Genomic DNA, 12,799 nt, shown 5'->3' with positions numbered 1-12,799 from the left:
CGAACGGGGGCAAACCATGCGCTATGCACGCGCCGACCGGCTAATCCAGCTCGCGCTTGAAATGCAGGCCGCGCGCGGCGGGCTGACGTTGACCGATATCGAAACGCGCTTCGAAGTCAGCCGCCGCACCGCGATCCGCATGCGCGATGCGGTGCTGCGCGTGTTCCCGCAGGCCGACGAAGTGCCATCGAACGACCGCTCGAAACGCTGGCGGCTGTCGACCCCGGCGACGCGCCCGCTGCTCGGCATTACTGCTGACGACCTAGCGACCATCGAAGTCGCAGCCAGCCGCATGGCCGCCGACAATCTGATCGAGGCCGCCGACGACCTGCGCGGGCTGGCGTCCAAAATCCGCGCATCGATCGCCGCCGAGTTGATGCGTCGCATCGAGCCCGATCTGGGTGCGCTTGCCGAAGCCGAAGGCATCGCGCTGCGCCCCGGTCCGCGCCCCGCCATCGCCCCGGCGCTGTTCGCCACACTCCGCGGCGCGGTCAAAGCCTGCCGCAAGGTCAGTTTCAGCTATGCCGGGCGCGCCAGCGGCAACACCGCAACGCGCACTGTACGGCCGCTGGGGTTCCTGTACGGCCACCGCCACTATCTGGTAGCGATCAACGACGCCGACCCCGCCGCGACAGTGCGCTTCTACAGCCTGCCGCAGATTTCACGGTTGCGGCTGACCGGCGAGAGCTTCGTGCGCGACCCCGGGTTCGACTTGCGTGCCTTTGTCGCGCCCTCCTTCGGCGTGTTCGAAGAAGCCCCCGTCGATATCGTCTGGCGCTTCACCGCCGAGGCTTCCGCCATCGCGCGCCAGTTCCAGTTTCACCCGAGCCAGACCAGCGAAATTGACGCCGAGGGCCGCTTGGTCGTGCGCTTCCACGCCGGCGGCCTGCTCGAAATGGCATGGCACCTGATGAGCTGGGGCGACGCCGTCGAAGTCCTTGAACCCGCCGCACTGCGCGACCTGCTGCCGGCGCAGATGCCCGCCTGGCCTGCATTACCCTGATTGGAACCACGACCATGTCCCCGAATGACACCCGCTCCGGTTATGATGAGGCATCCCAACAGGAGAGCATCATTTTGGCCATGACCGATTCCACCGTCGCGCATTCGTTCGGCGAAGCCCGCCGCCTCATCCACGCGCTGGCGTTTGCCGCGCACAAGCACCGCGACCAGCGCCGCAAGGACAAGGACGCCTCACCGTACATCAACCATCCGATCGCGCTCGCGCACATCCTGATCAGCGAAGGCGGCGTATCCGATGCTGTCGTGCTGTGTGCGGCCATCCTCCACGACACCATCGAGGATACCAAGACGACCTATGCCGAACTGAAAAGCAACTTCGGCACCGAAATTGCCGACGTCGTGATGGAGGTCACCGACGACAAGTCGCTCGAAAAGGCCGAGCGCAAGAAGCTACAGATCGCGCACGCCGCCAAGGCCTCGCCGCGCGCCAAGCTGGTCAAGCTCGCCGACAAGATTGCCAATCTGCGCGACCTCGCCAGCACGCCGCCGCATGACTGGTCGATCGAACGCCGCCGCGACTATTTCGACTGGGCCAAGCAGGTCATCGACGGCGTCCGCGGCACCAACCCCCAGCTCGAAGCGGCATTCGACAAGGCTTATGCCGCGCGCGGTTGAAGCAAGGCGTCGGTAACGGCCCTGTGCCGCCGCGCCGTGGCGCCGACGACCCCGAAGCCGGCGACCAGCAATGTCCAGCTTGCCGGCTCAGGCACCGCCGCCAGCTGAAAGGCGTGACTGACGACGTAGTCGCCGACGTCGCCACCCATGCCGAGCCCCGGCGCATTGTCGAGCTGATAATGCACGCCGCCATAAATCCGGCTGATCCCCGATTCCGCCGCAGCGGCGGCAAAGCTGGTGAAGCAGCGCGTGGCGAGTCCGGCCAGCGGATCGGATTCAACGCAAAAATTCATGCTGTCGCTGCCGAAAAAGTTGGCCAGCGCCGCCGCGCCCGCGCCGCTGAAGCTGCTGTGCCCCGACACGTACGACGGGAAATTCGGCGTCGGCAGATACGGCGTCCATTCTATGTCGCCGGTGCTGCCGCATAGCGCCAGCGTGCAGGCCCGGACGGCGGTAACCGGGCGCCAGAAATCATAGGTGTATTTGATGTCCCATGCCGAAATGCCGGCATCGGCCATCGCCACACCGACCATCGCCGACAGCCGCGCCGACGCCAGTAGGTCGAGCCGCTGCGCCACCGAGATATCCGCGGCGATTTCGACCCAATGCCCCGGCGGCGTCACCGTGCCGCCGCCGTCATCGGCCCAGAAGCGCGCGGTGTCCTGCTGCCACGCCGTGCCGCACGTCACGCAACCCAGATCGCGGACCTGGGTATAGCTGGCGACCCACGCCGCACTGCCGAGCGCCGGCGGGGCGCCGAGGCTGAACTGCCCGGCGCTCGCCATCACGAACGGATCGACCTTGCCCCATGACGGCAGCACCGGCTGGGCGCCGGCGTTGACGCTCTGGAAATCGCCCGGATTGGTGCCGAAGACATAGGGCGTCTGCGCGGTCGCCGCGCCGTCGTTCGCGCGCGCCGCGAAATAGCCGTTGGCGATGCCGCTGCCCAGCGCCATGGCCGCCGCCTGCCGCGCCGGCGTCAGGTGCAGCGCCGCGACCGAGGTGTGCATCGCAGCCGTCAGCGCCGATGCCTGGGCGGGAAACAGCTTGGCGAGCATCGTATATCCCGCGACATACCCCGCCGCATCGGCCGACACGCCGCTGGCCTTGGTGCCGGTGTAGAAATAGGCGTCGTAGCGCAGGCCGGTCGCGGCGTTGACCGCGTCGAAAACCGCAATGTCGACCATCGCGATGGCGCGCGAAGCGCCGGGCGGTGCCATCGCGGCGCTGCGGATCGCCGCGACCAGCGCGGCATTGACGTCGGTTACCGCATTGGCTTGTGCCGCGGCCGGCGCCAGCAGCACCGCCGCGCCAAATGCCACGCAAACGGCGCGCACGCCGGCAGTCGGCGCAAAAGCGCCGCTCAGTATCGATTTCATGGGGAATAACCTTCGGGAGGATTGGGTGTTGCGTCCGGATTTGCTCATCCGGCCGGCAACGGCGACGCACGACGCGCGACGGCTACCCCAACGCCAGCCACACCGGCACTAGCGGCGCTTAATTACCCCGGGTCAACGCGCGAACCCCTGCTGTGCGGTTATGCCACGCCGGCAAGGTCCGGATCGAGCGTCAGCCCGTCGTCAAGCTGCACGCCGAAGCTGTTGAGCAGCATCGACACCTGCGTGTACTGGCCGACGGTATAGACAAGGTCCATGCGCTGCTCGTCGCTGTAGTGCTTGCCGAGTTCGGCCCAGCTCGCATCCGACACGCAATGGTTGCGCGACAAATCATCGGTCGCGGCAATCAGCGCGGCGTCCGCAGCGCTCCAGCCCGGTGCGCCCGCCCCCGCCTTGATGCGTGCCACCTCGTCATCGGTCAGGCCGCTGCGTTTGCCGATGACCACATGCTGCGCCCATTCATACCCCGACTTGCAGTTGAAGCCGGTGCGCAGGATGACAATCTCGCGCTCGCGTGCCGGCAGACTGTTCGACTTCGACAGGATATAATTGCCCCATTCGAGGAACTTCGTCGCTGCCAGCGGCTTGCGCGCCATCGTCTTGAAAATGTTGAACGCCCCGCCGCGGGCCTCGAACGGCGCCAGCACCGCGGTCTGTTCGGGGGTGCACGCGCTGGCGGTTAGCGGCGTGATACGTGGTTGGCGCAGGCGCATGTCGGGTCCCCAAGGTTGTTTTCATTGATCTTGGCATGACAAATCCAGAGGGGGACGACAAGAGCCTCCGGCGGGCAGGCCTGAGGCCTGCACCCAATAATCGGGTGCAGGGGCGAGCCCCTGCCCACCGGAGGCCCTTCAAAACGAAAAAGCCCGGAGCGTTTCCGCCCCGGGCCAATCCGTTCAGCAGTCGCGTAGCCTATTCGGCGGCGAACTGGTTCATCGTGTTGTGCACGCCGCCGGCCTTCAATGCGGCCTCACCGGCGAAATATTCCTTATGGTCATCGCCGAGGTCCGAGCCCGACATGTTCTGGTGCTTGACGCAGGCGATACCCTGGCGGATTTCGGCGCGCTGGACGTTCTTGACGTAGCCCAGCATGCCGGCGTCGCCGAAATATTCCTTGGCGAGGTTGTCGGTCGACAGCGCCGCGGTGTGATAGGTCGGCAGCGTGATCAGGTGGTGGAAGATGCCGGCGCGCTTGGCGGCATCGCGCTGGAAGGTGCGGATGCGCTCGTCGGCTTCGGCGCCGAGGTCGGTGTCGTCATAGTCGACGCTCATCAGGCGGTCGCGGTCATACTTCGACACGTCCTTGCCGGCCTTGACCCAGGCATCATAGACCTGCTGGCGGAAGTTGAGCGTCCAGTTGAACGACGGCGAGTTGTTATAGACGAGCTTGGCGTTGGGGACGACTTCGCGGATGCGGTCGACCATGCCGGCGATCTGTTCGATGTGCGGCTTTTCGGTTTCGATCCACAGCAGGTCGGCGCCGTTCTGCAGCGAGGCGATGCAATCCATGACGCAACGGTCCGCGCCAGTGCCTTCGCGGAACTGGAACAGGTTGCTCGGCAGGCGCTTGGGACGCAGCAGCTTGCCGTCACGGTTGAGGATGACGTCGCCGTTGCGTGCGGTCTTGGGGTCGATTTCTTCGCAATCGAGGTAGCTGTTGTACTGGTCGCCGAGGTCGCCCGGGGTCTGGCTGACGGCGATCTGCTTGGTCAGGCCGGCGCCAAGCGAGTCGGTGCGGGTGACGATGATGCCGTCTTCGACGCCGAGTTCGAGGAAGGCGTAGCGGCAGGCGCGGACCTTGGCGAGGAAGTCTTCATGCGGCACGGTGACCTTGCCGTCCTGGTGGCCGCACTGCTTTTCGTCCGACACCTGGTTTTCGATCTGCAGCGCGCAGGCGCCGGCTTCGATCATCTTCTTGGCGAGCAGATAGGTGGCTTCGGCGTTACCGAAACCGGCGTCGATGTCGGCGATGATCGGCACGACGTGCGTCTGGTAGCCTTCGATGGCCGCCATCATCGCCTTTTCCTTGACCTGGTCGCCGGCGGCGCGGGCCGCATCGAGGTCGCGGAACATCATACCGAGTTCACGCGCATCAGCCTGGCGCAGGAAGGTGTAGAGTTCTTCGATCAGCGCCGGAACGCTGGTCTTTTCGTGCATCGACTGGTCGGGCAGCGGGCCGAAGTCCGAACGGAGCGCGGCGATCATCCAGCCCGACAGATACAGGTAACGGCCCTTGGTGGTGCCGAAGTGCTTCTTGATGGAAATCATCTTCTGCTGGCCGATGAAGCCGTGCCAGCAACCCAGCGACTGGGTGTAGTTGGCGGGGTCGGCGTCGTACGCCGCCATGTCCTTGCGCATGATCGCGGCGGTGTAGCGCGCGATGTCGAGGCCCGACTTGAAGCGGTTCTGCAGCCGCATGCGGGCGACGGATTCGGCGCTGATGCCGTCCCAGGTGCCGTTGTAGCTGCGGATGAGCTTGTTGGTGGCGGTGATATGATCTTGATACGACATGGCCGGTACCTCGAATGCTGATGAGACAGGAAATGGGGCTGCGTGTTGCATCCGACCTAGGGTGCAGTGCAGCATTTTGAAAGCGCGATAAAGTTCAACTGTAAGACTTTACAGATTTTCCTTGTAATGTTGTAAGGATTGCACAAATATCGAGCGTCACCCGAGGGTAGAGCGATGTCGAACGAACGTCCCGTCTATATGGGCCCGCGATTGCGGCGGCTGCGTCGCGATCTTGGCCTGACGCAGGCCAACATGGCCACGGACCTTGATATTTCAGCATCTTACGTCGCATTGCTCGAACGCAACCAGCGCCCGCTGACCGCCGACATGCTGCTGCGGCTGGCGCGCGTCTATAAGCTCGACATGACAAGCCTGGCAGGCGACGGCGGCGCCGAGACCACGGCGCGACTGCAGGCGCTGCTCAAGGACCCGATGTTCGCCGATATCGACATCCCACCTTTGGAGACCACCGACGTCGTCACCGGTTTCCCCGGCATTACCGAAGTGCTGCTGCGGCTCTATACCGCCTACCGCGAGGAGCAGCTCGAACTCGCCGACCGCGGCGCCGAAGGCCGTGACGAAAGCGATGACACCACCGACCCGGTTGCCGAGGCACGGCGCTTCCTCGCGGCGCGGCGCAACAATTTCCCGACGCTCGATGATGCCGCCGAGGCGCTCGCCGAAACCGTGCGCGGTCAGGACGGGCTGATCGCCCACCTGCTGGCGCGCCACAAGCTGCGCGTCCGCCGCCTGCCCACCGACGTCATGGGCAGTTCGATGCGCCGCCTCGACCGTCACCGCGGCGAAGTGCTGCTTGATGCGACGCTCGACACCGCAAGCCAGACCTTCCAGCTGGCGCTGCAGATTGCCTGGCTCGACTGGCGCGCCGAAATCGACGCGGCGCTCGCCGAAGGCAGCTTCGCCACCGAAAGCGGCCGTCGCCTCGCGCAGCGCGCACTCGCCAGCTACGCCGCCGCGGCGCTGCTGATGCCCTACACCGCGTTCGCGCGCGCCGCCGAAGCACGCCACTATGACGTCGAAATGCTCGCCCGCCAGTTCGGTGCCAGCTTCGAGCAGACCGCGCACCGGCTGACCACATTGCAAAAGCCCGGCGCCGAGTGCGTGCCGTTCTTCTTCATCCGCGTCGATCCCGCGGGCAATGTCTCGAAGCGCCTCGACGGCGCCGGCTTCCCGTTCGCGCGCCACGGCGGCGCCTGCCCGCTGTGGAGCGTCCACCAGGTCTTCCGCACCCCGCGCCAGATCGTCACCCAGTGGCTCGAGCTCCCCGACGGCAGCCGGTTCTTTTCGATCGCCCGCACCGTCACCGCTGGCGGCGGTGCCTTCGGCAGCGTCCGCGTCGAACGCGCCATCGCACTCGGCTGCGCCGCCGAACACGCCGGCCGGCTGGTCTATACGCAGGCGCAACCGGCGCTGACCCCCGATACCGCGACGCCCATCGGCGTCACCTGCCGGCTGTGCCACCGCACGCAATGCACTGCGCGCTCGGCGCCGCCAATCGGGCGCGACATGCTGCCCGACGATTATCGCCGTGCAAGTGCGCCGTTCGGCTTCAGCGACGCTTGAGAGCCTCCGGCGGGCAGGCCTGAGGCCTGCACCCGATTATTGGGTGCAGGGGCGAGCCCCTGCCCGCCGGAGGCCCTTTCCGTCAGCGTGCCTTTACAATCGCCGTCGCGGCATCGAGCCGTGCCGCATAGGCCGCGAGCGCGTTGCCGGTGATCACGGCGTAGGTATCGGCATCGGCGAAGCGCCGCTCCTCAATGGCCTCGCGCACGCCGGGCAGCGTTTTCGCGCCGTAGCCGGTGAAGCGGCCGGGGGCATAGACCATGTTCTGGTACCACGGCCGTCCGGGCAGGCCCTTCTGGTCGAGCAGCAACTGGTCGATGTCGCGCAAGCTGGCGTTGAGGCGTTCGCGCGCGCCCGGTGACAGTGCCGCGCCGTTCGCCGCATAGGCCGCGTCGAACGCCTTGGCGCTGGCCTGCAGCTTGGCGACGGCGTTTTCGAGCGGCGCGAGGTTGAAGTAGGGCGTCGCGGGTTCGGGCGCGGGTGCGGCGACCGGATTTTCGGGATCGCTCGCCAGTTTGAATGCGCCGTCGGCGGTCAGGCTGACTCGCTTGGGGTCTTGCGCGCGGCGGTCGGCGGCGAGCTTTTGCACTTGGCCGAGATAGCGCGACATCGTGTCAGCAAAGTCGGTGAATTGCATCGGCGGCGTGTCGGCATCGGCGATGCGTAACACCAGCCGGCCAACAGTCTTCGACAATGCCGCGCCGTACGCCAGACCCGGATCGCCGAAACGCGTGTAGTGGTCATAGCTGTCGTAGATCGAGTGATAGGCGTCGCCGCCAGTGCCTTCGCCGCCGTAGCCGATGTTGAGCGACGCGATGCCAAGGTGTTGCAGGAACGACGAATAGTCCGACCCCGACCCGAGCGCGCCGATCGGCAGGTCGCCGCCCTTTTCAGCCGCTGCGACTTCGGCTTCGTCGGGCTTGCCGATGTTGTCATAGGCATCGACAAGAATCTTGGCGCGCGCCCGTTTGTTGACGCTGACGCCGGTCTGCGGGTCGATGACATCGTCGGCGACGCTGTTGACCAGCTTCTGCCAGTCATGGCTGCCTTCGGCGCCGAGGAAACCGCGGCTGTTGCCATCGGTGTTGATGTAGATCAGCGCCTTCTTCTTGAGCTCGTCGGCGTGCGTTTCGGCCCATTCGGTCGACCCGAGCAGCATCGGCTCCTCGCCGTCCCAGCTCGCGTAAACGATGGTGCGATCAGGCCGCCAGCCGGCCTTGTACATCGCGCCCAACGCCTTGGCTTCGGACAACATCGCGACATTGCCCGACAGCGGGTCCTGCGCGCCGAATACCCAGCCGTCGTGATGGTTGCCGCGGACGATCCACTGGTCGGGATATTTGCTGCCCTTCAACGTCGCGATGACATCGTACAGCGGCTTGAGCGACCAGTCGGACTTGACCGCCAGATGCACCTTGGTCTTGCCGTCACCGCCGATGTGATAGGCGAGCGGCAAGCCGCCGCGCCAGTTTTCAGGTGCCATCGGCCCGCCGAGTTCGGCCAAAATCTTGCTGGCATCGCCGTAGCTCATCGGCAGCACCGGAATCTTGAGCACCGTTGCCGCGGTTTCCTTGGTCAGTCGCTTGGCGCCGGGCACCGCGCCGATGCCGGGCGTCAGCGGGTCGCCGGGATAGGTCGTCATGTCGGCGACCGAGCCGCGTTGCACCGAGCTATCGGGCCGCGCGCCACCTTTGGGATAGACGTCGCCGTCGGCGTAGCCGTCATCGGCGGGGTCGGAATAGATGATTGTGCCGACCGCGCCATGTTCCTGCGCCAGCTTGGGCTTCAAGCCGCGCCAGCCGCCGCCGTAACGCGCCAGCACGATCTTGTCCTTGACCGAAATCCCGCGCCGTTCGAGCGCTTTATAGTCCGCCGGCATGCCGTAGTTCACATAGACCACATCGGCGGTGACATCGCCGTCGCCCTGGAACGCCACATACGGCGGCAGCGCGTCGGCGGTGTTGCCCGAAGTCGCGTCACCGGCAATCACCGGCTCCTGCCCGCCGAGCGCGATAGCCTTGGGACTGACCAGCGCAACGCTGGTCGAAATCGGCGTCGGGTACAGCACGTCGAACTGTTCGATATGTGCGTCCCAGCCCCAGGCCTTGAACTGCGACAGAATGAACTCGGCATTGGCCCTGTCGTGCACCGAGCTGACATGGTTGGGCGCCGAGGTCATCTGCTTCAGCCACGCCAGCTGGTCGGTGGCACTGACGTGGCTGTCGAAGGTCTTTTCGTTCGCAGCTTGAGCGGCCGGAGTCGCGGCCAACGTTGCGGTCGCCAATGCCAGGCTGCCCGCCACACCGAGCAGGCCGAAAATCTTGCGGTTCATCAATTAATCCCCCGAATGAGCTGCGCCGACACTGCCCCCGCCGGGTGCACGGCGCAAGGGGTGCTGCGACTGATGCCAACGACCTGTACACAGCTTTTTCTGGCAACCGCATGGCGACTGCCATAGGGCTGGTAGAACAACCGGCGTGCGGTGGGGGGATTTTGAAGCGCAAATGAGCGAGGCCATGCCTTCACGCCCGCACGGTGGCCGCGACCTGACGCAGGGGCCGGTTGCGGCTTCACTGCTGCTGTTCGCGTTGCCGGCGCTGGCGTCGAACGTGCTGCAGTCGGTCAACGGCTCGATCAACGCGATCTGGGTCGGACAATTGCTCGGCGAAACCGGGCTGGCGGCCACCGCCAATGCCAATCTCGTCATGTTCATGATGTTCACCTTGGTGTTCGGCTTCGGCATGGCCGCGACGATCATCATCGGGCAATGCGTCGGGCGCGGCGACACTACCGGCGTGCGGCGTGCCATCGGCACCGGGCTGACGATGTTCAGCCTTATGGGGCTGGCGAGCGCGGCACTGGGCTGGGTATTCGCGCCCGAACTGCTGCACCTGCTCGGCACGCCCGCCGAAGTATTTCCGCAGGCGCTGATTTACCTGCGCGTGATGTTCCTCGGCCTGCCGTCCGCGCTGCTGACGGTGTTCCTCTCGATGGCCCTACGCGGCACCGGCGACTCGCTGACGCCGATGCTGCTCGGTCTGCCCGGCATGGCCGTCGATATCGCGCTCAACCCCGTGCTGATCGCCGGGCTGGGGCCGGCACCGGCGCTCGGCATCATGGGCGCCGGTGTCGCCACGCTGTGCGCCAATGCGGTGTCATTCACGCTGCTGATCGGCTTCATCTATGCGCGCGACCTGCCGGTGCGGCTGCGCGGCCGCGAGTTCGCCTATCTGCTGCCGCGCCGCGAAATCGTCGTGACCATCCTGCAAAAGGGCTTTCCGATGGCGCTGCAGATGATGGTCATGTCGGGCTCCGCCATCGGCATGATGTGGCTGGTCAACCGGCAGGGCATCGACACGGTTGCCGCCTATGGCGCGGTCAACCAGCTGTGGACCTATATCCAGATGCCTGCGGTGGCGGTAGGCATGGCAGTCAGCGCCATGGCGGCGCAGAATATCGGCGCCGGCCAGTGGCACCGCATCGACGGCATCGCGCGCGCCGGTATCGCCATCAACCTGGCGATGACCGGCGCTGTCGTGCTGTTGACGGTGTTGCTCGACGTGCAGGTGCTGCAGCTGTTCCTGCCGCATAGCGGCCAGTCGATTTCAATTGCCGCGCACGTCAATCTGGTGGCGAGCTGGAGCTTCATGGTTATGGGCGTGACGATGATCCTGTCGTCGATCACCCGCGCCAACGGCGCCACCTTCGTGCCGCTGGTCATCATGGTCATCGCCTATATCCCGGGCCGCCTCGGTGTCGTGTTTGCACTGACGCCGTTCCTCGGGATCGAAGCGCTATGGTGGAGCTTTCCGATCAGCGCCGCGGTGTCGCTGCTGCTGACCATCGCCTATTATTTCTGGGGTGGCTGGCGCAAGATTTCACTGCTCGCCACCATGGAAGAGGCCGAGGAATTCGTGCAGTCCGAAAGCGATCCCGCCGGCCGGCTGTTTCCCAACGGCTGACCGAATTACGCGCCTAGCCGACCGGCGCGTCGAGCGCCTTCAACCACAGCGCATCACGGTCATAGACATCGTGGCGGAAGTTCATCAGCCCGTTGTTGTCGACCCACGCCGTCCAATACGCCAGCAGCACCGGCACCGGCGTCTTCAGGTTGACGGTGGTGGTCTTGAGGCTGTCGACGATGGCCTGCGACTTTGCAGGGGTCCAGGTCGGATCATCGGCGCCGAGCAGGATCTGCACCAGCTCGAACGGGTTCTGCACGCGCACGCAGCCCGAACTCAGCGTCCGCATCGGCGTATCGAACAGCGTCTTCGACGGCGTGTCGTGCAGGTAGACCGAATAGGGGTTGGGGAACATGAACTTGACGCGGCCGAGCGCATTGTCCGGCCCGCCGTCCTGGCGCAGCGTATAGGGGATGCTGCCCGACCAGTTGACGCTGTACGGCGACACCACCTGCCCGCTCGAGTTGATGACCTTGAGGCCCTTTTTCGTCACATAGGCTGGGTTCTTGCGCGCCGCGGGTGCAATGTCGTGCTTGAGGATCGTCGGCGGCACCGTCCAGGTCGGGTTGAACACCAGATGGTTGATCGCCGACTTGAACACCGGAGTCTGGCGGAACGGCTTGCCGACAATGACGCGTGAGCGCCAGACGACGGTCTCGCCGTCGAGCACATAGATCTGGAAGCCGGCAATGTTGACGATCACAAAACGCTTGGGGAGGTCGGCCATCAGCACGCGGGCGCGGTCAAGGTTGATGCGCAGCTGCTCGATGCGCGTCGCCACCGGCGTGTTGAGCGCAGTCACCGTGCCGGCACCGATCGCACCATCGGCGGTCAGCCCCATGCGCGTCTGGAAGCGCATGACCGCGACCTTGAGCGGCTCGTCATAGCGCGCCGGATCGGGACGCACGGCAGTGGCCGGCAGGTCGCCGGTGGCCGACAGTCGCGTCGCCACCGCAGCGACGCGCGGGCTGGTCTCGCCGAACTTGATCGTCGGCCCCGCCGGCACGTCGGACCAGCCACCGCGCGCCGCGAGCGCCTGATAACGCGCCAGCTCGGCGCGTACCTGCGTATAGACCGGATGCGTCGGCGCCACCGCGGCGACCGCCGCCGCGACATCGGGGGCGTTGATGATGACCATCGCGCGGTCGATTTCGGCCTGTGTCGGCGGCGTCCCCGGCTTGTGGCCATTCTGGCCGAAATTCCATTGCGGATCATAGGTTTCGGGGTGAACCTTGCCATGGCGCAGATGGTCGGCGAGCAGCACCATTGCATCGGTGGCGAGCAAGTCACGCTCGCCAACGCTGCCCTTGAAATTCGCCAGTGCAGCGGCGTGATAGTCCGCCGGCGTCAACCCGTCCTTGGCGCTGTCGGCGATCGCCTTTTGCAGCGACGCGAAGCGCGCCGGGTCGGTCCAGAGCAGCTTGCCACCGTTCGCCGCATAGACCGCGCGCACGAACAGCGGATCGACAATCGGCGCGCCGTTGATCCGCGTCGCGGTGCTCAATGTCGCGAGTTGAGGGTCCAGACCTTGCGCCGCAATCGGGGACGCCAACAACAGTGCCGCGATGACCGGCATCAACGAAAGACGAATGCTCAACCTGGTTCTCCAACGCACGTGACGCGCCAACCCTAGGCGCTGGCGCGCGGAACGGGAAGAGCCTCCGGCGGGCAGGGACTCGTCCCTGCACCCGATTATTGGGTGCAGGG

9 protein-coding genes are annotated in these 12,799 nt (G+C 65.7%); 4 read left to right on the top strand and 5 right to left on the bottom strand.

The features are described 5' to 3' along the window. Positions 1 to 16 precede the first annotated feature (16 nt). Positions 17 to 1,003 carry a helix-turn-helix transcriptional regulator gene (locus EUV02_RS02900; protein ID WP_135244710.1) on the top strand — a complete coding sequence of 329 codons (987 nt, stop codon included), beginning with the start codon at positions 17 to 19 and terminating at the stop codon, positions 1,001 to 1,003. Between the two features lie 80 nt (positions 1,004 to 1,083). Further along, positions 1,084 to 1,638 (top strand): HD domain-containing protein, encoded by a 555-nt coding sequence (locus EUV02_RS02895; RefSeq protein WP_135244709.1) that lies wholly within the window; start codon positions 1,084 to 1,086, stop codon positions 1,636 to 1,638. Here EUV02_RS02895 and EUV02_RS02890 read toward each other — a convergent pair. The 3 genes from EUV02_RS02890 to EUV02_RS02880 all read right to left on the bottom strand — a co-directional run bounded on the left by EUV02_RS02890 (position 1,620) and on the right by EUV02_RS02880 (position 5,546). Continuing rightward, positions 1,620 to 3,017 carry a phosphatase PAP2 family protein gene (locus EUV02_RS02890; RefSeq protein WP_166430472.1) on the bottom strand — a complete coding sequence of 466 codons (1,398 nt, stop codon included), beginning with the start codon at positions 3,015 to 3,017 and terminating at the stop codon, positions 1,620 to 1,622. The genes EUV02_RS02895 and EUV02_RS02890 overlap by 19 nt on opposite strands. Before the next feature lie 158 nt (positions 3,018 to 3,175). Then, entirely contained in the window at positions 3,176 to 3,748 is a 573-nt protein-coding gene (locus EUV02_RS02885) for a carboxymuconolactone decarboxylase family protein (protein WP_135244707.1), read from the bottom strand. 199 nt (positions 3,749 to 3,947) lie between these two features. Further along, a complete protein-coding gene (locus tag EUV02_RS02880) occupies positions 3,948 to 5,546 on the bottom strand; it encodes an isocitrate lyase (protein WP_135244706.1) in 1,599 nt (532 codons plus the stop codon). A 174-nt stretch (positions 5,547 to 5,720) separates the two neighbouring features. On the opposite strand from EUV02_RS02880, the gene EUV02_RS02875 reads away from it, so the two are divergent. Continuing rightward, on the top strand, positions 5,721 to 7,130 hold the full coding sequence (locus tag EUV02_RS02875; protein WP_135244705.1) for a helix-turn-helix domain-containing protein: 1,410 nt from the start codon (positions 5,721 to 5,723) through the stop codon (positions 7,128 to 7,130). A gap of 82 nt (positions 7,131 to 7,212) precedes the next feature. On the opposite strand, the gene EUV02_RS02870 is transcribed toward EUV02_RS02875, so the two are convergent. Continuing rightward, entirely contained in the window at positions 7,213 to 9,462 is a 2,250-nt protein-coding gene (locus tag EUV02_RS02870) for a transferrin receptor-like dimerization domain-containing protein (protein ID WP_135244704.1), read from the bottom strand. Between the two features lie 184 nt (positions 9,463 to 9,646). Between EUV02_RS02870 and EUV02_RS02865 the strand changes: the two genes are divergently transcribed. Then, positions 9,647 to 11,092 (top strand): MATE family efflux transporter, encoded by a 1,446-nt coding sequence (locus EUV02_RS02865; RefSeq protein WP_135244703.1) that lies wholly within the window; start codon positions 9,647 to 9,649, stop codon positions 11,090 to 11,092. A 13-nt stretch (positions 11,093 to 11,105) separates the two neighbouring features. Here the strand turns inward: EUV02_RS02865 and EUV02_RS02860 are convergent, their stop codons facing one another. Then, positions 11,106 to 12,689 (bottom strand): L,D-transpeptidase family protein, encoded by a 1,584-nt coding sequence (locus EUV02_RS02860; protein WP_135244702.1) that lies wholly within the window; start codon positions 12,687 to 12,689, stop codon positions 11,106 to 11,108. Between the last annotated feature and the right edge of the window lie 110 nt (positions 12,690 to 12,799).

It is taken from the genome of Glacieibacterium arshaanense, from assembly GCF_004681125.1.
Lineage (GTDB): Bacteria > Pseudomonadota > Alphaproteobacteria > Sphingomonadales > Sphingomonadaceae > Polymorphobacter_A > Polymorphobacter_A arshaanense.
Note: the sequence above shows the minus strand (reverse complement) of the source record. Positions and strands in the feature narration are given on the sequence as shown.

Coding starts and splice junctions, on each gene's coding strand:
- EUV02_RS02870 (WP_135244704.1), bottom strand. CDS start 9,462: ATGAACCGCAAGATTTTCGGCCTGCTCGGTGTGGCGGGCAGCCTGGCA.
- EUV02_RS02895 (WP_135244709.1), top strand. CDS start 1,084: ATGACCGATTCCACCGTCGCGCATTCGTTCGGCGAAGCCCGCCGCCTC.
- EUV02_RS02890 (WP_166430472.1), bottom strand. CDS start 3,017: ATGAAATCGATACTGAGCGGCGCTTTTGCGCCGACTGCCGGCGTGCGC.
- EUV02_RS02900 (WP_135244710.1), top strand. CDS start 17: ATGCGCTATGCACGCGCCGACCGGCTAATCCAGCTCGCGCTTGAAATG.
- EUV02_RS02865 (WP_135244703.1), top strand. CDS start 9,647: ATGCCTTCACGCCCGCACGGTGGCCGCGACCTGACGCAGGGGCCGGTT.
- EUV02_RS02875 (WP_135244705.1), top strand. CDS start 5,721: ATGTCGAACGAACGTCCCGTCTATATGGGCCCGCGATTGCGGCGGCTG.
- EUV02_RS02885 (WP_135244707.1), bottom strand. CDS start 3,748: ATGCGCCTGCGCCAACCACGTATCACGCCGCTAACCGCCAGCGCGTGC.
- EUV02_RS02880 (WP_135244706.1), bottom strand. CDS start 5,546: ATGTCGTATCAAGATCATATCACCGCCACCAACAAGCTCATCCGCAGC.